This is a genomic window from Pseudoxanthomonas sp. UC19_8 (assembly GCF_042700505.1).
GTDB classification, from domain to species: domain Bacteria; phylum Pseudomonadota; class Gammaproteobacteria; order Xanthomonadales; family Xanthomonadaceae; genus Pseudoxanthomonas_A; species Pseudoxanthomonas_A winnipegensis.
The window spans coordinates 806,867-825,845 of the sequence record NZ_CP170559.1 but is presented as its reverse complement, the minus strand read 5'-3'; the positions used below and the strand labels follow the sequence as shown (position 1 = coordinate 825,845).

The 18,979-nt window shown below is 70.5% G+C and carries 24 protein-coding genes; 14 read left to right on the top strand and 10 right to left on the bottom strand.

The window, feature by feature from the left end; translation table 11 throughout:
• Window positions 1–84 precede the first annotated feature (84 nt).
• Genes ACFJIT_RS03525 through ACFJIT_RS03505 form a run of 5 tightly spaced genes read left to right on the top strand, consistent with a single transcriptional unit; the run spans window position 85 to window position 2,677 of the window.
• Window positions 85–270, top strand: coding sequence for an Arc family DNA binding domain-containing protein (locus tag ACFJIT_RS03525; protein WP_130528578.1), 186 nt, complete (start codon window positions 85–87; stop codon window positions 268–270).
• Window positions 267–452 (top strand): DUF4177 domain-containing protein, encoded by a 186-nt coding sequence (locus ACFJIT_RS03520; RefSeq protein WP_130517522.1) that lies wholly within the window; start codon window positions 267–269, stop codon window positions 450–452. Before ACFJIT_RS03525 ends, ACFJIT_RS03520 begins: the two co-directional genes overlap by 4 nt.
• Entirely contained in the window at window positions 449–1,255 is an 807-nt protein-coding gene (locus ACFJIT_RS03515; protein WP_379655060.1) for a CPBP family intramembrane glutamic endopeptidase, read from the top strand. The genes ACFJIT_RS03520 and ACFJIT_RS03515 overlap by 4 nt, the downstream gene beginning before the upstream one ends.
• On the top strand, window positions 1,252–1,854 hold the full coding sequence (locus ACFJIT_RS03510) for a hypothetical protein (protein WP_379655059.1): 603 nt from the start codon (window positions 1,252–1,254) through the stop codon (window positions 1,852–1,854). Before ACFJIT_RS03515 ends, ACFJIT_RS03510 begins: the two co-directional genes overlap by 4 nt.
• Before the next feature lie 10 nt (window positions 1,855–1,864).
• On the top strand, window positions 1,865–2,677 hold the full coding sequence (locus tag ACFJIT_RS03505) for a M15 family metallopeptidase (RefSeq protein ID WP_379655058.1): 813 nt from the start codon (window positions 1,865–1,867) through the stop codon (window positions 2,675–2,677).
• Window positions 2,678–2,701: 24 nt separating this feature from the next.
• Here the strand turns inward: ACFJIT_RS03505 and ACFJIT_RS03500 are convergent, their stop codons facing one another.
• The 4 genes from ACFJIT_RS03500 to ACFJIT_RS03485 all read right to left on the bottom strand — a co-directional run bounded on the left by ACFJIT_RS03500 (window position 2,702) and on the right by ACFJIT_RS03485 (window position 6,879).
• Window positions 2,702–3,067, bottom strand: coding sequence for a DUF423 domain-containing protein (locus ACFJIT_RS03500; RefSeq protein WP_379655057.1), 366 nt, complete (start codon window positions 3,065–3,067; stop codon window positions 2,702–2,704).
• A gap of 115 nt (window positions 3,068–3,182) precedes the next feature.
• Complete coding sequence (locus ACFJIT_RS03495) at window positions 3,183–4,346, bottom strand: polyketide cyclase (protein ID WP_130517512.1); 1,164 nt, start codon at window positions 4,344–4,346, stop codon at window positions 3,183–3,185.
• Window positions 4,347–5,005: 659 nt separating this feature from the next.
• On the bottom strand, window positions 5,006–5,647 hold the full coding sequence (locus ACFJIT_RS03490) for a response regulator transcription factor (RefSeq protein WP_130517510.1): 642 nt from the start codon (window positions 5,645–5,647) through the stop codon (window positions 5,006–5,008).
• Entirely contained in the window at window positions 5,644–6,879 is a 1,236-nt protein-coding gene (locus ACFJIT_RS03485; protein WP_130517508.1) for a sensor histidine kinase, read from the bottom strand. The genes ACFJIT_RS03490 and ACFJIT_RS03485 overlap by 4 nt, the downstream gene beginning before the upstream one ends.
• A 149-nt stretch (window positions 6,880–7,028) precedes the next feature.
• Here ACFJIT_RS03485 and ACFJIT_RS03480 point away from each other — a divergent pair, with 149 nt between their 5' ends.
• The 7 genes from ACFJIT_RS03480 (at window position 7,029) to ACFJIT_RS03450 (ending at window position 12,994) form a co-directional block, all read left to right on the top strand.
• Window positions 7,029–7,625 (top strand): GNAT family N-acetyltransferase, encoded by a 597-nt coding sequence (locus tag ACFJIT_RS03480; protein ID WP_130517506.1) that lies wholly within the window; start codon window positions 7,029–7,031, stop codon window positions 7,623–7,625.
• Window positions 7,622–8,383, top strand: a complete 762-nt coding sequence (gene minC / locus ACFJIT_RS03475; protein ID WP_379655056.1) for a septum site-determining protein MinC — start codon at window positions 7,622–7,624, stop codon at window positions 8,381–8,383. Before ACFJIT_RS03480 ends, minC begins: the two co-directional genes overlap by 4 nt.
• Before the next feature lie 81 nt (window positions 8,384–8,464).
• Window positions 8,465–9,274: a septum site-determining protein MinD gene (minD, locus tag ACFJIT_RS03470; RefSeq protein ID WP_130517502.1), complete on the top strand. Its 810-nt coding sequence runs from the start codon at window positions 8,465–8,467 to the stop codon at window positions 9,272–9,274.
• A gap of 2 nt (window positions 9,275–9,276) precedes the next feature.
• Window positions 9,277–9,531, top strand: coding sequence for a cell division topological specificity factor MinE (gene minE, locus ACFJIT_RS03465; RefSeq protein WP_130517500.1), 255 nt, complete (start codon window positions 9,277–9,279; stop codon window positions 9,529–9,531).
• 53 nt (window positions 9,532–9,584) lie between these two features.
• Window positions 9,585–10,109 carry a hypothetical protein gene (locus tag ACFJIT_RS03460; protein WP_131660755.1) on the top strand — a complete coding sequence of 175 codons (525 nt, stop codon included), beginning with the start codon at window positions 9,585–9,587 and terminating at the stop codon, window positions 10,107–10,109.
• Window positions 10,110–10,155: 46 nt separating this feature from the next.
• Complete coding sequence (locus tag ACFJIT_RS03455) at window positions 10,156–10,848, top strand: YrbL family protein (RefSeq protein ID WP_379655055.1); 693 nt, start codon at window positions 10,156–10,158, stop codon at window positions 10,846–10,848.
• A gap of 70 nt (window positions 10,849–10,918) precedes the next feature.
• Window positions 10,919–12,994: a M2 family metallopeptidase gene (locus ACFJIT_RS03450; protein ID WP_379655054.1), complete on the top strand. Its 2,076-nt coding sequence runs from the start codon at window positions 10,919–10,921 to the stop codon at window positions 12,992–12,994.
• A gap of 5 nt (window positions 12,995–12,999) precedes the next feature.
• On the opposite strand, the gene ACFJIT_RS03445 is transcribed toward ACFJIT_RS03450, so the two are convergent.
• The 4 genes from ACFJIT_RS03445 to ACFJIT_RS03430 form a co-directional block, all read right to left on the bottom strand.
• The gene (locus tag ACFJIT_RS03445; protein ID WP_379655053.1) at window positions 13,000–13,524 is read right to left on the bottom strand and encodes a GNAT family N-acetyltransferase; all 525 of its coding nucleotides are present in this window, start codon (window positions 13,522–13,524) and stop codon (window positions 13,000–13,002) included.
• A gap of 5 nt (window positions 13,525–13,529) precedes the next feature.
• The gene (locus ACFJIT_RS03440) at window positions 13,530–13,934 is read right to left on the bottom strand and encodes a hypothetical protein (RefSeq protein WP_130517490.1); all 405 of its coding nucleotides are present in this window, start codon (window positions 13,932–13,934) and stop codon (window positions 13,530–13,532) included.
• A 225-nt stretch (window positions 13,935–14,159) separates the two neighbouring features.
• Entirely contained in the window at window positions 14,160–15,155 is a 996-nt protein-coding gene (locus ACFJIT_RS03435; protein ID WP_379655703.1) for an LLM class flavin-dependent oxidoreductase, read from the bottom strand.
• Window positions 15,156–15,231: 76 nt separating this feature from the next.
• A complete protein-coding gene (locus ACFJIT_RS03430; protein WP_130524837.1) occupies window positions 15,232–15,903 on the bottom strand; it encodes a glutathione S-transferase in 672 nt (223 codons plus the stop codon).
• A gap of 113 nt (window positions 15,904–16,016) precedes the next feature.
• On the opposite strand from ACFJIT_RS03430, the gene ACFJIT_RS03425 reads away from it, so the two are divergent.
• Window positions 16,017–17,099: a GGDEF domain-containing protein gene (locus ACFJIT_RS03425; protein WP_379655052.1), complete on the top strand. Its 1,083-nt coding sequence runs from the start codon at window positions 16,017–16,019 to the stop codon at window positions 17,097–17,099.
• A gap of 2 nt (window positions 17,100–17,101) precedes the next feature.
• Here ACFJIT_RS03425 and ACFJIT_RS03420 read toward each other — a convergent pair whose 3' ends face one another.
• Window positions 17,102–17,839, bottom strand: a complete 738-nt coding sequence (locus ACFJIT_RS03420) for a sulfurtransferase (RefSeq protein ID WP_340648689.1) — start codon at window positions 17,837–17,839, stop codon at window positions 17,102–17,104.
• Between the two features lie 20 nt (window positions 17,840–17,859).
• Entirely contained in the window at window positions 17,860–18,225 is a 366-nt protein-coding gene (locus ACFJIT_RS03415; RefSeq protein WP_379655051.1) for a DUF6164 family protein, read from the bottom strand.
• Between the two features lie 59 nt (window positions 18,226–18,284).
• On the opposite strand from ACFJIT_RS03415, the gene ACFJIT_RS03410 reads away from it, so the two are divergent.
• A complete protein-coding gene (locus ACFJIT_RS03410) occupies window positions 18,285–18,722 on the top strand; it encodes an FKBP-type peptidyl-prolyl cis-trans isomerase (protein ID WP_379655050.1) in 438 nt (145 codons plus the stop codon).
• The last annotated feature ends 257 nt before the right edge of the window (window positions 18,723–18,979 follow it).

The window sequence follows — 18,979 nt, the reverse complement described above, 5'->3', positions numbered from 1 at the left end:
CACGTCTCCGCAGCCGTCCTCGTCGCCTCGATCGTCGTGTTCGTCGTCCAGCGTGGGCGCCGGAACCAGGACGGCTGAACCCGCATGGCAGAGAAGAAGGCCTACCCGCTGCGCATCAGCGCCGAGGTGCTCGCCGCGGCCCAGAAGTGGGCCGACGACGACCTGCGTTCGCTCAACGCGCAGATCGAGTACCTGCTGCGCGACGCGCTGCGCAAGGCCGGCCGCCTGCCCAAACCCCCGATCCCCGATCCACAGGAAGACGACGCATGAGCACCGACCGCCGCTGGAGCTATCTCACCGTGGAAGTGAAGCCCAGCCTGCTGGGCGCCCTGAAGACCGAGCTGGTCCAGGAGGAACTCACCAGGCAGGGCAACCAGGGCTGGGAGCTGGTCAACCTGATCGTGCCGGCGCCGGCGCAGCCGGTGGTGCTGGTCTTCAAGCGTCCGCAATGAACGCCGCCCCCGCACCGGCCGCGCCGCGCGGCGTGGACGATCTCAAGCTCGCCGCGGTCTGGGGCGTGCTCGCCGCGCTAGCGGTGGTGGCGCTGATGCCTTATCTGGCGCAGACCATGCCCGAGCGCTTCGCCAGGCTGCCGGTGCCGCTGGGGCTGGTCATGGTGCTGCAGGCGCTGCAGACCGTGGTGCTCATCGGCGCGATGGCCTGGCTGGGCCTGCGCATGGGCCACCGCGTCGGCCTGGGCAGCCCGGTGCTGCGCGCCTGGCTGGTCGATCACACCCCGCTGGACTGGACGCGGCTGCGCCCGGCGACCAGCGCCCTGCTGGGCCTGGGCGCGGGCCTGGCGATCGTGGCGCTCTCGCCGCTGTCCGATCGCTGGCTGCCGCCGATGGCGCATCCCCCGGCGCACATCGGCGCGCAGGCCTCGGCCATCAACGGCGCGCTGGCGTCGTTCTATGGCGGGATCGCCGAGGAACTGCAGCTGCGCCTGTTCCTGATGACCCTGTTGGTCTGGGGCGTGGCGCGCCTGCGTCGCGCCGTGCCCGGTGCCGGCGTGTACTGGGCGGCGATCCTCGTCGCGGCGCTGCTGTTCGGCGCCGGCCACCTGCCGACGGCCGCCCAGGTCTGGGGTCTCACGCCCGGCGTGGTGGCGCGCACCCTGCTGCTCAACGGCGTGGGTGGGATCGTGTTCGGCTGGCTGTACTGGCGGCGCGGACTGGAGATGGCGATGCTCGGCCACTTCTGCGCCGACCTGGTCCTGCACGTGGCCATGCCGCTCATCGGCCTGGTGCGGCCATGACATCGCACGCACGATCGCATGCGGCGGGCGCGGCGCCGGCCCTCACGCCGCCGCCCGGCAGCGCGCGGCTCTGGCTGTTCGTGCTGGTGGTCGGCCTGCCGCTGCTGCTCAGCGCCGCAGCGCTGGCGATCGCGCCTCTGACGGGTCGGGCGACCCCGCAGCCGGCCGGTGGCGTCCTCGGCGCCATCGCCCTCCAACTGGCGTCGGTGGCGATGTTGACCGTGCCGCTGTGGGCCGCGCTGGACTGGGCGCTGCGCCGGCAGGCGCTGCGCATCGACCACGGCGAACTGGACGTGCGCAGCACCTTCTTCCGCAGCCGCGTGGCCCTGGCGCAGCTGCAGCTGGCGCAGGCGCGCGTGATCGACCTGGACGAACACCTCGAACTGCGCCCGCAGCTCAAGACCCGCGGCTATTCCCTGCCCGGACTGCGCAGCGGCTGGTACCGGCTGCGCAACAAGCGCAAGGCCTTCGTCGCCACCGCCGACAGCCGCCACGTGCTGTGGCTGCCCACCGCGGCCGGCCACGCGCTGCTGCTGGACGTGCGCGATCCGCACGGGCTGCTGGCGCTGCTGCACGAGCGCTGCGGGCACGCACGCTAGAGTGGCGCGCATGTCTGCTCACCCCCTGCCCCAAACCGGCCTGCTGCTCAACACCGCCGAGGTGGAACTGTGGCCGGCGCCGCTGCTGCGCGCGCGCGCCAACGCCGATGCGCGCGTGCTGGCCCGCGCCTCGCGCGTCCTGCGGCGCAAGGACGACGGTCGCTATCTGGCCGCCGTGGTACCCGAGGGCCTGGTCGGCCTGTTGCCCGGCTGGAGCCGCACGCCGGGCATCGACGAGGCGCTGGACCGCCTGGAGGCCATCGAGCAGGCGCGCCCCCTGCCCGGCGCCGGCGAGGCGGACCTGCCCCTCACCGGCTTGCGCAGACGCCTGGACCGCCTGGGCCTGGACGCCGACGACTATGCTGCGCGCACCGGCCTGGAGCTGATCGCCGAACCGGCCACGCTCTGGCTGGCCGGGCGTGATCGCTATGACCGTCCGCTCTGGCTGACCCGCGCGGCCGGCCGTGCGTGGCGCGCCATGCAGACCGCGGCATGGGAGGACCAGGTGCGGCTGGACGCGATCTCCGGCTATCGCAGCCATGCTTACCAACTGGGCATCTTCGAGCGCAAGCGCGCGCGCGGGCAGACGGTCGAGCAGATCCTCACCGTCAACGCCGCCCCCGGCTACAGCGAACACCATGCTGGCACCGCGCTGGACATCGGCACGCCCGGCGAGGCGCCGGCCGAGGAATCCTTCGAACGAACGCCCGCCTTCGCCTGGCTGGGCGCGCATGCCGGCCGCTTCGGCTTCGCCATGAGCTATCCGCGCGACAACCCGCACGGCATCGTCTACGAGCCCTGGCACTGGCGGCACCAGGGCTGAGGGCCGACACCCGGCGCGGCGCCCTCAGCGCCGCAGCACGTCCACCGCCCAGAGCAGCCAGGCCAGCATCATCGCCACCCCGCCTGCCGGTGCCAGCCCACTGCTAACCCCGGCCAGATGGTGCGCGGCGATGCTGCCGGAAAACAGCAGCGTGCCGACCAGCAGCAGGCGCAGCGCCCACTGGCCCAGCGCGCGCCGGGCGCGCGGCGCCAGGGCCGCCAGCGCGATGCCATGGCCGAAGCCGTACAGGCAGGCGCTCTGCAGCGCGGCCTGCGCCTTGGCGTCGGTCACGCCGTGGGCGGCGTAGGCGGCCAGGCCGATGGACAGCGCGCACAGCACCGCGCCGATGGCCGCCAGCGGTGAGGGAACGGGCGAACGAAGCAGGATCATGCGACACCCCTGTCGAAGGCGCGGCCAAGCCGGCCGCAAATGAAAACGCCGCGCCTTCGGGATGCGAAGGCGCGGCGCGTGGACATCGAAGCGGGCGCCCGTCAGGCGCCGGCGATCAGTACTTGATCGCCCAATAGATGTCGTAGGTGGAGCTCTCGTCGGTGAACGACTTGTCCACGCCGCTGTTCCAGGTCTCGTACGGACGGTCGGTCATGGCATGGCCGTTGGTCAGCGCCCAGGCACGCAGGCCGTTGCGGGCGGCGTCCAGCTCGGACATGTAGCCGGTGTACTTGGCGGTGGCGGCCTGGTGCGCATCGGTGTGCACGTAGGTCACCGGGGTCCCGGCGGTCTTCACCTGCAGCTGCGCCGCATCGCCCGCCGGCGCCGGCGTCGCCGCGGCGGCATCGTCGGTCTTGGCGTCGTCGGCCTTGGCCGCGCCGCCCTTCTTGCGGACCGGCTGGACCACGTCGAAGGTGTAGGTCTGCGTGGCCAGTTCCGTGGTGACGATGCGGAACGGACCGGCGGGCTCCAGGTCGTTGGCGTCCATCACGCGCTTGATCCACTCCTGGTTGGCCAGGATCGACTTCTTGATCGCGTCGTTGCTGCGCTCGATGCTGCCGGCGTTGACCACCAGCAGGTTCTCGGCGGGCACCTCGGTGATCTTCAGGTCGGTCAGCTTGGTCCCCTCGACGCGATAGTCAAAGTTGGGGATGGTCGCCAGGTTGGACGAGAGCTTGGCCAGGCCGGCATCGAGCGAGTCGCCGATCTGGCTCTTGATGTACATGCCCAGGAAGCGGCCGTAGAGGTTCCAGCCGTAGTCCACGTCATAGGACTGGCTGATGCGCACGTTGCGGTTGTTGCGGCCGGTCGGGGTCAGGTTGATCTCCGAGGACTTGTTGCTGCCCGGGGTCTGGTCGACGATCGCATAGACCACCTTGGCCGGGCCGCCGCCAGCGGGCGGGGCCTGGCTGTCGGTGATTTCCCAGCTGCCGCTCTTCCAGGCGCTGGCCACGTCCGAGGTGAACTCGACCTTGGCGCCCTTGCCGACGTTGCCATCGGCACCGCCGGAATACTTCAGGTGGGCCGGGTCACCCGGCAGCATCAGGCTCCAATCCTTGAGGCGCCGCACGTTGTTCACCGTGTCGTACACGATGGTCATCTTGCGGTTGCTTTCCACGCTTCCTTCGAGGTGCCGATGGGACGGCAGGACCACGCCGATGACCAGGAACAGCGCCAATACCAGCGCCAGGGCGATCAAGAACTCGAGCAAACGGGTCATTCAGCGGTCTCCGGGGCCGGTGAGAGGCCATGGGGGGTTAAGGAACAAGTCAGTCCTGAATCGTAGCAGGCTTGGATCGAGACGGTCAGCCGAAAAATGCACCGGAATCATTGCCTTCTGCCGCGAGAACGAAGTCTTAACAGACCAAGGGCATACCAGCTGGAGTGTGAGCGCTGTCGAAGGGCGCCTGTGTGGTGTGGTGGCGCGGTCGGAGACTGGCCCTGTGGGAGCAACTGTCTCCTCAAATCCCGCAGCGGCCTGCCTGTAGAGCGGAGCTCGCTCCGCTGCTCTTCGTTCGGTTCTTGGGGACGGCCCCAGCGGAGCAAGCTCCGCTCTACAGGTGGGCGCCATGGCGGCGAAGGGCTTTGTCGGGAAAGCTTCTTCGGCGCCATGGCGGCTCCCGCGGGGGATTGGTGCGGGGTCATGCTCTTTTGCGGACCTGCCAACTCAAGGCGAAGGCCGGAGCTGAATGGGCGCGCCTGCGTGCCAAGAGGCTGGATAGAACGGCTAACAAGAAAAGCCGTCGTTCCCGCGAACGAGGGAATCTATGGACCCTCACGCGGTAGAGCCCCGAAGTCCCTGGATTCCCGCGTTCGCGGGAATGACGGTGGCGTGGGATGTCGGCGGCGTTGAGGGAAAGACCCGTTAGCCCCTCGGCCTCAGACCAGCTGCAGCTCGAAGGCCTTCAGCACCGCCCGGGTGCGGTCGCGCACGCCGAGCTTGGACAGGATGTTGGAGACGTGGTTTTTGATCGTGCCCTCGGCCACGCCCAGCGAATTGGCGATCTCCTTGTTGGAGAAGCCCGAGGCCATCAGGCGCAGGATCTCGGTTTCGCGGTCGGTCAGCGGGTCCGGGCGGTCCAGGCTGACGAACTCGTTGCGCATGTGCTCCAGGCCCGAGAGCAGGCGCTGGGTCACCGCCGGCTGCACCAGCGAGCCGCCCTCGGCCACGGTGCGGATGGCGCCGACCAGCTGTTCCAGCGAGACATCCTTGAGCAGATAGCCCTTGGCGCCGGCCTTGAGCCCGGCCAGCACCAGCTGGTCGTCGTCGAAGGTGGTCAGGATGATCGAGGGCGGCAGCTGGCCGGCGCGGGCCAGCGCCTGCAGCGCCTCCAGCCCGGACATCACCGGCATGCGCATGTCCATCAGGACCACGTCGGGTCGGACCTGCGGGATCAGCTCGACCGCCTGACGGCCGTCGGCGGCCTCGCCGACGACCTCGATGCCGTCGTCCAGGGCCAGCAGCGAACGGATGCCCTGGCGGACCAGGTTCTGGTCGTCGACCAGGCAGACGCGGATCATGGAAGTTCTCCGGAAGAAATCAGGGGCGCCGAGGCCGGCGTCAGCGGGCCGGACAGCAGCGGATCGTCGCTGGCCGCCGGCAGGCGCAGGGCCAGGCGGAAGCCCGCCCCCGGCGCGGTGTCCAGCTGCAGCTGGCCGCCATACTGACGCAGGCGCTCGCGCATGCCGCGCAGGCCGTTGCCGCCGATCAGCTCGGCCGCGCCGCGGCCGTCGTCGCGCGCGTCCATCACCAGCTCGGCGCCCTCGCGCCGGCAGCGGATCCACAGATTGCGCGCCGCGGCATGGCGCACGGCGTTGGTGATGATCTCCTGGGCGCAGCGCAGCAGCACGTGGGCGCGCTCGGGATCCTCCAGGGTCAACGGCTCGTGCAGGTCCAGATGGATGTGCAGCGAGGGCACGTGCTCGGCCAGCGGGCGCAGGGTGGCGGCCAGGTCGATCGAGCCGGACTCGCGCAGCTGGCTGACCGCCTCGCGCACGTCGTTGAGCAGCAACCGCGCCAGGGTGTGCGCCTGGCGCACATGCTCCTGCGCGCGGCCCTCGGTGATGTGGCTGGCCACTTCCAGGTTGAGGCTGAGCGCGGTGAGGTGGTGGCCGAGCAGGTCGTGCAGCTCGCGCGAGATGCGGGTGCGCTCGTTGACGCGCGCGCTCTCGGTCAGCAGCACGCGGGTAGCGCGCAGCTCGGCGTTGAGCCGGCGCTGCTCCTCGCGCGCCTGGGCCTGCTGCCGGGCCACATAGGCGGTGACCAGCACGAAGGCGGCGAAGCCCACATAGAAGGAGGACTGGAACACCGACTCCCAGAAGTTGAAGTCGTCCAGCGCCATGAACGAGGGCACCAGCGGCACGTGGGCGAACATCAGCCACAGCACCGCCCAGCGCAGCTCCAGCATCCACGGCAGCACGCCGGCCACCACCGCCAGCAGCAGCGCGCCCAGGCCGGTGCGGGTATAGAAGCCCACCGCCACGGCCGAGGAGATCATCACCAGCAGCAACAGCACGCTGGACAGGCTGTGATGCTGCGGCGGGCGCTCGTGCAGGGTGCGGGTGGCCAGCCAGTAGCACAGGCCGAAGGCCAGATAGGCCAGCAGCGACATCGGCACGTTCAGGCTGGCGCCCTCGGCCCCGCGCGAGGGCGGCAGGAACCAGGCGTTGAGCACGATGGGAATGCCGACCAGCGCCCAGGTGTAGAGCCCGGCGGCACGCAACAGGCGGGTGTGGGCGATTCGTCCGAGCATGGCGGCATCTTACGGGCGTGCCGCGACCCGCGACCCGGCCTGAAGTCATGCCTGCGCGCATCCGACCTGCCGCAGCGGCCAGCCACCCATGCGATAATCGGCCCGCCCCGGCGGTGTCGGGCGCAGTTTTCCCCCGGAGTTGAAGCCCGATGTCCATCGTCATCCGCGACGTGCGCGAGCGCGAGCTGGATTCCGTCCTGGCCCTGAACAACAACGCTGGTCTGGCGATCCTGCCGCTGGACAGCGCCCGTGTGCACGAGTTCTACGAGCGCGCCGAGTATTTCCGCGTCGCCGAGCGCGATGGCAACCTGGCCGGCTTCCTGGTCGGCTTCGGCGCCGGCCAAGAGCACGACAGCAGCAACTACCGCTGGTTCCAGGAGCGCTATCCGGCCTTCTTCTATATCGACCGCATCGTGGTGGCCAGCCGCCGCCGCGGCGGCGGCGTGGGCCGGGCCTTCTATGCCGACGTGCAGAGCTATGCCGAGCTGCGCTACCCGCAGCTGGCCTGCGAGGTGTTCCTGGACCACGGCGCCGACTCGGCGCTGCTGTTCCATGGCAGCTTCGGCTTCCGCGAGGTCGGCCAGCACGTCATGGCCGGCGTCAAGGTCCGCGCCAGCATGCTGATGAAGGAGTTGTGCAGCTATCCCTGGGTGCTGGAGACCTACGGCGGCAAGCTGCCGCAGACCCCGTGGACGCGTACCCGCGCCTTCACCCCCGCCGGCGCGCAGGGGGCGAGCAACGCATGAGCAGCCCGTCCCCCACCACCCCCAACTACGAGCAGGCCGGCGAACTGAAGATCGGCCAGGTCGGCATCGCCAACCTGCGCGTGCGCACGCTGGACGTGGCCGCGCTGGTGCGCGAGATGCGCGAGCGTGTGGACCGCGCGCCCAAGCTGTTCGGCCGCGCCGCGGTGATCGTGGATTTCGGCGGCCTGATCCAGGCCCCTGACCTGACCACCGCCCGGGCGCTGGTCGACGGCCTGGCCGGCGCCGGCGTGCTGCCGGTGGCCCTGGCCTACGGCACGGCCGAGATAGAAGCGCTGGCCGAGCAGCTCGGCCTGCCGCTGCTGGCCAAGTTCCGCGCCCAGTACGAGCGCAGCGAACCGGTCCAGGCCGCGCCGCCGCCTCCGCCTCCCCCGCCCGCCCCGGAGCCGCCCAAGCCCAAGGCCGTCGCGCAGCCCGGCATGGTGCTCAAGACCGCGGTGCGCTCGGGCCAGCAGATCTATGCCGAGCAGCGCGACCTGACCGTGCTGACTTCGGTCGGCGCCGGCGCCGAGGTCATCGCCGACGGCTCTATCCACATCTACGGCCCGCTGCGCGGGCGCGCGCTGGCCGGTGCCCAGGGCAACGAGGACGCGCGCATCTTCTGCAGCGCCTTCCACGCCGAACTGGTCGCCGTGGCCGGCCACTACAAGGTGCTGGACGACGTCCCGCGCGCGCTGCACGGCAAGCCCGTGCAGGTGTGGCTGGAAGACGGACAGCTGAACATCGCCGCGCAGACCTAGCGCGGCAAAGATGGCCCCTCACCGGGCCGTTCCCGCAACATGGCAACGCTCCACCGCATTTCACATTCCAGGAGAACACCATTGGCTGAGATCATCGTCGTCACGTCCGGCAAGGGCGGCGTAGGCAAGACCACCACCAGCGCCAGCCTGGCCGTCGGCCTGGCCCGGCGCGGCAAGAAGGTCGCCGTCATCGACTTCGACGTGGGTCTGCGCAACCTGGACCTGATCATGGGCTGCGAGCGCCGCGTGGTGTACGACTTCATCAACGTCACCCAGGGCGAGGCCTCGCTCAAGCAGGCGCTGATCAAGGACAAGCGTTTCGACACGCTGTATGTGCTGGCCGCCTCGCAGACCCGGGACAAGGACGCCCTGACCACCGAAGGCGTGGAGAAGGTGCTCAAGGACCTGGACGCCGACGGCTTCGACTTCGTGGTCTGCGACTCGCCGGCCGGCATCGAGAAGGGCGCCTTCCTGGCGATGTACTTCGCCGACAAGGCGATCGTGGTGGTCAATCCGGAAGTGTCCTCGGTGCGCGACTCCGACCGCATCTTGGGCCTGCTGGATTCCAAGACCCGCAAGGCCGAACAGGGCGGCACGCTCAAGCCCAACCTGCTGCTGACGCGCTACAACCCGGCGCGCGTTGAGACCGGCGAAATGCTCTCGATCAAGGACGTGGAAGAGGTCCTGGGCCTGAAGACCATCGGCGTGATCCCCGAGTCGGGCGATGTGCTCAACGCCTCCAACAAGGGCGAGCCGGTGATCCTGGATCTGGAATCCCCGGCCGGCCAGGCCTACGACGATGCGGTGGCGCGCCTGCTGGGCGAAGACCGCCCGATGCGCTTCACCACAACGGAGAAGAAGGGCTTCTTCAGCAAGCTGTTCGGAGGTTGAGCATGGGCATGTTCGATTTCCTCAAGGCCAAGAAGAACACCGCCGAGACGGCCAAGAACCGTCTGCAGATCATCATCGCCCAGGAGCGCACCCAGCGCGGCGGGCCGGACTATCTGCCGCTGCTGCAGCGCGAGCTGCTGGAAGTGATCAAGAAGTACGTCAACATCGACGCCGACGCGGTCAAGGTCGACCTGCTCAAGGAAGGCGATCACGACGTGCTGGACATCTCGGTGGCCCTGCCCGAAGGCAAGGCCTGATCCAACCCGGCGCGGGCCGCCATGCCCGCGCCTTGCGCACAAGCACCGCCCCCATGTCGTCCCCGCACAACGCCCTGCCCGCTTCCGATTCCGCCCCGCCGCCCGGCAGCGAGGCGGCCATGGCCACGGTGCTGCGCGTGGACGCGCTGCCGTTCGACACGCTGGCCGCGCTGCTGGCGCGCTTCGACCTGGTGCTGCACCGGGTGCCCGACGGCGTGCCGATCCCGGGCAGCTTCTGGGGCGATCCGGAGGCCGGGGTGATCGCGCACAACGTCTACGTGCGCGGCGACACGCCGGTGCATTCGCTGCTGCACGAGGCCTGTCATCTGATCGTGCTCACGCCCGAGGCCCGCGCACTGGTGCACACCGATGCCACCGATTCGGACATCGAGGAAGACGCCACCTGCTACCTGCAGGTGGTGCTGGCCGACGAGCTGCCCGGCGTGGGCCGCGCGCGGCTGATGGCCGACATGGACGCGTGGGGCTATTCGTTCCGCATGGGCTCCACCGCCGGCTGGATGCAGCACGACGCCGAGGACGCGCGCCGCTGGCTGGCCCAGCGCGGCCTGCCGCACTGACGGCGCGCGGCTTCGACGACCCACTTCTTCGCGTTCAGGGACGCGCATGGACACCACTGCCGCTCCCAGGCCCGGACAGGCCTGGAACCACATGATCGTGATCGGCCGCGGCGCCAACCGCGTGTGCGTGATCGACCGGCGCGACACGCGCCAGTGCCTGAAATTCATGCTGCCGCCGGCGCAGCGCACGCGCGTGGGCCTGCGCCAGCGGCTGGCGCGCTGGCGCGCGCAGCGCAAGCCCGCGCGCGATGAGAACCACGCCGAGCTGCGCGCCTGGCTGCAGCTGTCCGCACGCATCCCGGCCGAGGATCTGGCGCCGCATCTGGCCACCGTGCTGGGCATGTTCCGCACCGTCTACGGCCAGGCCCTGTGCTGCCAGCGGGTGACCCTGCCCGAGGGCGGCGACGCGCCCAGCCTGTATGCGCTGCTATTCGAGGCACCGCGCTATCCGGCCGCGACCCTGTGCGCGGCGGTGAGCGTGTTCGAGCAGTGGCTGCTGCGCCATCGCATCCCGCTGTTCGACCTCAACGCCGGCAACCTGCTGGTGCTGCCCGACGGGGACGGCGTGCGCCTGGTCTGCGTGGACGCCAAGTCGGTGGTGGCCGGCAAGGAGATCGTGCCGTTCTCGCGCTGGGTCGGCGCGCTGGGCCGGCGCAAGATCCGCCGCCGCGCCGAGCGCCTGCGCGCGCGCATCCGCGCCGCCCTGCCCGACCCCGGCGCGCCCGCAAGCGCGCCATGAGCCGTGCTTGCGGCGCCTGGTCGGCTTCTCTAGCCTGCGGGTTCACCGCCTGAAGCAAAGGAAGCGCTCCGTGCCGCCACGCCACCTCGTGTTCGCCCTGGGCGCCGTGTCGCTGCTGGCCCTGGCCGGCTGCGGTTCGGACCAGCCGCCGGCCGGTGGGATCCACGCCGCGCCCGAGGGCGAGACCGCGCAGGCCTTCGTCGCGCGCGTCAACGCCGGCCTGCGCGAGAGCGCGCCGGAGGTGAGCGCGGCGCAGTGGCTGTCCTCGACCTACATCAATCCGGACAGCCAGCGCCTGGCCGCCAAGGCCAACGAGCGCGCGCTGACCCAGCTCAATGCCTGGATCGCGCAGTCGCGACGCTTCGAGGGCCAGCACATAGCGCCCTCCGATGCGCGCGCCATCCACCTGCTCAAGCTGATGAGCGCCATGCCCGCGCCGCAGGACCCGGCCAAGCTGGCGCGTCTGACCCAGCTGTCGACCGAGCTGGAAGGCATGTACGGCGCCGGCAAGGCCTGCACCGGCGACGGCCCGACGCGCAACTGCCGCAGCCTGGGCGAGCTGGAACAGGTGCTGGCCCACAGCCGCGACTACGACGCCCAGCTGCAGGCCTGGAGCGGCTGGCACGACGCGGCCACGCCGATGCGGGCGCGCTATGGGCAGTTCGTCGACCTGATCAACGAGGGCGCGCGCGATATGGGCTTCGCCGATGCCGGCGAGCAGTGGCGCAGCGGCTACGACATGGCCCCGGGCGAGATCGCCGCGCAGACCGATCGCCTGTGGAACCAGGTCAAGCCGCTGTACCAGCAGCTGCACTGCTACGCGCGCACCCGGCTGGAGGCGCGCTACGGCATGCGCGGCCAGGTCGACGGCGGCCTGCTGCCGGCGCATCTGATGGGCAATATGTGGCAGCAGGACTGGAGCAACCTGTGGGACCTGCTGCAGCCCTATCCCGAGGCCGACGCGCTGGACATCACCGGCGCGCTGCAGGCGCGCAACGATGCGCAGTACGAACGCACCCTGACCGACGCCGGCCTGGACACCACCGACCCGTTCGAATCCGCGCGCGATGCGGCCTACGGCGCGCAGCTGCGCGCCCTGGGCCACGCGCCCGACGCTAACGAACGCGAGCGCCTGAGCCGCAGCGCCTACGATGCGGCCATCGCGCGCCTGGGCGACCTGCGCCGCGACGCGGACCTGGCCAGCGCCAAGGACATGGCCCGGCGCGCGCAGGACTTCTACACCTCGCTGGGCATGCCGCCGCTGCCAGAGAGCTACTGGACCCGCGCGCAATTCATCAAGCCGCGCGACCGCGAGGTGGTCTGCCACGCCAGCGCCTGGGACATGGACATGGCCGGCGACGTGCGCACCAAGATGTGCATACGGCCCGACGAGGACAGCTTCACCACGCTCTACCACGAGCTGGGGCACCTGTATTACGACCTGGCCTACAACCAGCAGCCGCCGGTGTTCCAGGCCGGCGCCAACGACGGCTTCCACGAGGCCATCGGCGACACCATCGTGCTGGCGATGACGCCCCGCTACCTGGCCTCGATCGGCCTGGTGCGCGAGGCGACGCAGGACGAACCGGCGCTGGTCAACGCGCAGATGCGCATGGCGCTGAGCAAGGTGGCCTTCCTGCCGTTCGGGCTGATGATCGACCGCTGGCGCTGGGGCGTGTTCGACGGCTCGATCAAGCCGGACCACTACAACCGCGCCTGGTGGCAGCTCAAGGCGCAGTACCAAGGCGTGGCCCCGGCCACGCCGCGCGGCGAGGAGTACTTCGACGCCGGCGCCAAGTACCACGTGCCGGCCAACACGCCGTACACGCGCTACTTCATGGCGGCGATCCTGCAGTTCCAGTTCTACAAGGCGCTGTGCGATGCCGCCGGCCACACCGGCCCGCTCAACCAGTGCAGCTTCTACGGCAACAAGGTCGCCGGGCAGAAGTTCTGGGCGATGCTGAGCCAGGGCGCCAGCCAGCCCTGGCCGCAGACGCTCAAGGCGCTGACCGGCAGCGAGACGATGGACGCCGGCCCGATGCTGGAATACTTCCAGCCCCTGCAGGCCTGGCTCAAGCAGCAGAACGAGGGGCGCAGCTGCGGCTGGCAGGTGCCGGCGGCCGCTGCGGCCGACACCGCGGGCTGAAGCCGCTAGAAACCGGCCTCGTCGGCCAGCAGCGCCCAGCGCTCGTGGTCCTGCCAGATGCCGTCGATGCGCAGATAGCGCGGCGAGAAGCCTTCCAGGCGGAAGCCGGCGCCGCGGGCCAGCGCGATCGAGGCGGCGTTGCCGGGCTGGATGTTGGCCTCGAGGCGATGCAGGCCGACCTCGCCGAACAGATGCGCGGCCACCTGCGGCAGCGCCTCGCGCATCAGGCCGCGCCCGGCGCAGGGCACGCAGGCGTAATAGCCCAGGTAGGCGCTGAGCAGGTTGCCGCGGCTGATCTGGCTGGCGTTGAACACCCCGACGATGGCGCCGCCGTCGCGTTCGCGCGCGATCAGGCTCACGTAGTCATCGGCCAGGGTGCGGGCGAACCAGGCCTCGAACCCGGCCTGGTCCAGGCAGGGCGACACCCAGGGACGATGCAAGGCCACGCTGGCACGGTGCGCGGCGATCAGCGCGGTCGCATCGGTGCGCAACAGCGGCCGCACGCCGACGCGCGAGGCGGAAACGGCCATGCGGCTCAGTGGGTCTCCGGCTCGCCCTGCAGGCCGGCCACCAGCTGCTGGCGGAACTGGTCGAAGCTCAGGCCCTGGCCGGCGGCCTCGGCATGGGCGGCATGCTTGAGATCGTCCGAATAGACCAGGCGCACGTTGGTGCCGGCGCGGTCGTGCAGTTCGGCCGCGCGCAGGATCAGCGCCAGCACGTGCGCGGCGCTGTCCGATTCGCCGGCGATGCGCCCGTCCATGCCCAGCACCCACTGCCCGTCGCGGCGCACGATCCCGGCCAGCAGCTGCTTGTCGTCGTCGCGCAGCTCGGCATGCGGTTCGATCGGCGAGGCCGCGCCAAGGCCGGCGGCGGCCTGGTTGCGGGCCCGCTGCTCGCGGCGCTTGCGCGCATCGCGCCGCTGCTTGGAGGTGATCGACATGGCATCGGCCCGGGACGATAAGGGGCCGATAGGGTACCGCGGCGGGGTCTGGCCCGGGTCTGCCGACAGGCTCTGGGACGCCATGGGAAGTGCCCGAACCGTCGTTCCCGCGAAGGCGGGAACCCGGAACTTCGAGGGTTAGGCGTCGTGTCTCGATGACGACAGGGTTCGCCCCAAGAAACGGCAGGGCACGCTCGTAAGAACGAGCCCGTTCCGCTTCCCGCCCTAAGCCGCCTTCGCCGGCGCCAGCGCCTCGGCGGCCAGCCGATACGAATGCTTGCGCGCCCCGTGGTCGTAGATGTTGGCGACGATGATCAGCTCGTCCGGGCGGTGGCGATCGATGAAGGCCTCCAACCCCTCGCGCACGGTCGCCGGCGCGCCGACCACGCTGCAGGCGAGCGCGCGCTCGACCCCGGCCTTCTCGTGCGGCTGCCAGTAGGCCTCGATATCGTCGATCGGCGGCGGGATCTTGCCCGGCCGGCCGCGGCGCAGGTTGACGAAGGCCTGCTGGGCGGTGGTGAACAGCCGGCGCGCCTCCTCGTCGGTGTTGGCGGCGATCACGTTGAGGCCGAGGGCGGCATAAGGCTGCTGCAGATGGCGCGAGGGCCGGAAGTCGCGGTGATACACCGCCAGCGCCTGGTCCATCGCATCGGGCGCGAAGTGAGAGGCGAAGGCGAACGGCAGCCCCAGCTGCGCGGCCAGGGTGGCACTGAACAGGCTCGAGCCCAGCAGCCACACCGGCACGTCCAGGCCGGCGCCGGGCACGGCCTGCACCAGCTGTCCGGGCTCGGCCGGGGCGAAGTAGCGCAGCAGCTCGGTCACATCGGCCGGGAACTGGTCGGCGCTGTCGAAGTAGCGGCGCAGCGCGCGGGCGGTGGGCTGGTCGGTGCCCGGCGCGCGGCCTAGCCCCAGGTCGATGCGTCCGGGATACAGCGAGGCCAGCGTGCCGAACTGTTCGGCCACCTGCAGCGGTGCGTGGTTGGGCAGCATCACCCCGCCCGAGCCGACCCGGATGGTCGAGGTGCCGCCGGCGACATAGCCGATCAGCACCGCGGTGGCGGCGCTGGCGATGCCGGGCATGTTGTGGTGCTCGGCCAGCCAGTAGCGGGTATAGCCCAGGCCTTCGGCGTGGCGGGCCAGATCCAGCACGTTGGCGAAGGCCTGGCTCGGCGTGCTGCCCTCGCACACCGGGGCCAGGTCCAGGACCGAATAGGGAATGATCGGGGAAGAGGTACTCATGCCCTTGGAGATGGGGCCAGGGCGCCCGGCTTCCAGCCCTGCCGGTGCGATGCTGTATTCAGCTCAGCAGGTCGTACGGCCCGCCCTGGGCCAGCGCGCGCTGGTAGGCGGGCCTGGCGTGGATGCGCTGGATGAAGCCCGCCAGCAGCGGATGGCCCTCGAAGCCGTAGCGCGCCTGCGCGGCCTCCAGCGGGAAGCTCATCTGCACGTCGGCGGCGCTGAAATCCTCGCCGGCGAACCAGGCGTGGCGGCCCAGCTCCTGCTCCAGATAGTCCAGATGCAGCTTGATCTGCGGGCGGGCGAAGCCGGCCATCGCCTTGTCGGCGATGCCACGGGCGATGGGCTTGGCGAAGAACGGCATCGGCGCGCTGCGGATCCGGCTCAGCACCAGGGTGATCAGCAGCGGCGGCATCAGCGAGCCCTCCGCATAGTGCAGCCAGTAGCGGTAGCGCAGGTGGGCATCGGTGCCCGGGGTCGGCGCGAAGGCGCGGGCCACGTCGTAGCGCTCGACCAGGTATTCGATGATCGCCCCGGATTCGGCCAGCAGCCGTCCCTCGTCCTCGATCAGCGGCGACTTGCCCAGCGGGTGGATCCTGCGCAGTTCCGGCGGCGCCAGCATCGTGCGCGGATCGCGCTGATAGCGGACCACGGTGTAGTCGAGGCCCAGTTCCTCCAGCAGCCACAGCACGCGCTGGGAGCGGGAATTGTTGAGGTGATGGACGGTGATCATGAACGGGAGGCTTCCAGGGCGGGCAGTCGGTCAGGATAGCCTCGGACCCCGCTGCATCGCGTCGTCGTCAATTTGAGTATCGTGTCACCCTGGAATCAGGGGGCTGGTCACGGATGGGTTGGTTCAACGGTCGGGTCGATGACCTGGCTCCGGAGCAGCGCAGCGCGCTCATCGAGCAGCAGCAGCGCGAATCCGGGCGCTATGTCGAAGTGCTGTTCGTGGCGACGCCGCTGGTGTTCGTCATCAGCGGCATGCGCGACCTGCTGACCGGACAACCCGACGCCTGGCGGCTGATGGCCGTGCGCGGCGCCACCGCGGTGGCGGTCCTGATCATCGGCTGGGTCGTACGGATGCGCGGGCTGCGCTCGGACACGGCCGGAAGCCTGGCGGTGCTGGGCGTGCTGATCGCCAGCGGCGCGCTGGCCTACAGCGTCACCCTCGACCCGCACGGCCTGGGCCTGGCCCATGTGGTCCTGCTGCTGATGGCCATGCACGCCCTGCCGCTGAGCCTGCGCCTGCGCGATGCCATCGGCATGGGCGCGGCGCTGCTGCTGCCGTCGCTGGCGATGCTGGTGCTGGTGCACGCCTCGCTGGCGAGCTGGCTCCCCGACCTGGCCCTGCTCGTGCTGGGCATCGGCGCGGGCCTGATGCTGCGCCGGCGGCGCCTGGACATCGCCCTGGAGCTGTTCGAACTGCGCAGCAAGCTGGAGCTGCGCGTGGACATGGACATGCTGACCGGCCTGCTCAACCGCGAGGGCTGGTTCCGCGCCGCGCGGGTGGCGTTCACACTGACCCGCGATGCGCGCCGGCCGATGACCCTGGCCTACCTGGACCTGGATCACTTCAAGCGCATCAACGACGAGCTGGGCCACGACGCCGGCGACCGCGCGCTGGCGCTGGTGGCCGACGCGATGCGCCGCTACGCGCGCCGCCAAGACATCGTCGGGCGCCTGGGCGGCGAGGAATTCGTGCTGCTGATGCCGGGCCTGCCCGAGATGCAGGCCGTGCGCCAGATCCAGGACCTGTGCGAGGCGGTGCGGCGGATCGAGTTCGGCCGCAGCATCACCTTCAGCGCCGGCCTCAGCCAGGTGCGCACCACCGACCGGCTGGAGGACACCATGCGCCGCGCCGACCACGCCCTGCTGCAGGCCAAGCGCGACGGCCGCGACCGGGTGCTGCGCGCGCCGGCCAACTAGGCCTAGCCGGCCGCGACAGGGCGCAGATCCGGCGTCAGCGCCAGGCGGTCGTCGAACACGAAGCAGGCGCCGTCGTAATGCCGCCCGCCGACCTGCTCGAAGTAACCCAGGATGCCGCCCTCCAGCTGCAGGACGTTGGCCATGCCGGTGTCGTGCATCCACAGCGCGGCCTTCTCGCAGCGCACCCCGCCCGTGCAGAAGCTCACCACCGTCGCGTCGGCCAGCGCCGCGCGGTGCGGCGCCAGCGCCTCGGGCAGCTGGGTGAAGTCTGTGATCGGCAGGGTCAGCGCGCCGGCGAAGGTGCCGTGGCCGACCTCCTCTTCGTTGCGGGTATCGAGCAGCCGCACCGGCTTGCCCGCGTCGTCGTGGCCCTGGTCCAGCCAGCGCGCCAGCGTCTGCGGCGTCACCGCCGGGGCGCGGTCGCGGCCCAACGGTTCGCTGCCGGGATGACGGAAGGTGATGATCTCCGGCTTGACCTTGGCCTTGAGCCGGGCGAAGGGCACCGCCTCGCTCCAGCTCTCCTTGATGACGATCTGCGCCAGGCCCGGCTCGGCGCGCAGCGCCTGGACGAAGTCGCGCACCGCCGGCGCCTGCCCGGCCAGGAACACGTTCAGCCCCTCCGGCGCGACCAGCAGCGTGCCGCGCAGGTCGGCGGCCTGCGCGCGCGCCAGCAGCGCATCGGCCAGGGCCTGCGGGTCGTCGATGGCGACGAAGTGATAGGCGGCGATGTTGAGGATCATGCCGGCCATTTTACGGGGGCTCAGCGCAGCAGCCACCACGGCAGCGCCAGGGTCAGCGCCAGGATCGCGACGATCGCCAGCAGCATCCCGGCCACGTACAGCGGCCGCGCGCGCAGCTGGCGGGCGAAGGTGTCGGCGGTGCCGTCCTGCTGCGCCTGCTGGCGCGCCTCCCGGGCCCGTTCGCCACGCTCGGCCTGGTACTCGGCCATCAACGCCTTGGCGCGCGGCAGGTCCGCATCGTCCTTCAGCCAGATGCCGCCATGGCTGATGCCCCAGCTGCTGGGCGCGGTCTCGTAGAAGGCGATGCCCGCGCGCGTGAGCCATGCGCGCACCTCGCCGGCTTCATCGTCGGGCACGTTGCGCAGGTTGAGCAGGAGCTTGGCCATGCGCACAGGATAGCGGGCTGCTAACGTGGCGCGCCTTCTCACCTCTACAGGAGCGCACGATGCGCCGATGGATTCCTCTGGCCCTGACCCTGGCGCTGGCCGCCTGCACGCCGCCGCGCCCACCGATCGAACTGCACGGCGGCGTGGACACGCTGCAGGTGCATGAGATCAGCGTCGGCCAGGGCGCGCAGGCCAAGCCAGGCGACAACGTCAGCGTGCACTACACCGGCTGGATCTACGACGACACCAAGCCGGACAGGCACGGGCCGAAGTTCGACAGCTCCATCGATCGCGGCACGCCCTTCACCTTCCCGCTCGGCGGCGGCCAGGTCATCAAGGGCTGGGACCAGGGCGTGGCGGGGATGAAGGTCGGCGGCAAGCGCACGCTGATGATCCCGGCCGCGCTGGGCTATGGCGACGAGGGCGCCGGCGGCGTCATCCCGCCGGGCGCCTCGCTGGTGTTCGATGTGGAGTTGCTGGACGTCAAGGCGCCGTAGGCACCCAGCGCTTGGTGGGAGCCGCCATGGCGGCGCTGGAGCTTTCCCGGTAAAGCCTCATCGCCGCCATGGCGGCTCCCACATGAAAAGCCTAGTAAGCACCTGCTTTTCGTGGCGGCCGCCCCTGCGGCCTTCTCGGCCTATGGCGGATCCCACCTGTAGAGCGGAGCTTGCTCCGCTGTGGCTTCCCGACGATCCGTCCGAAACGCAGCGGAGCAAGCTCCGCTCTACAGAGTGGCTGCGACTCGATCTGAGAG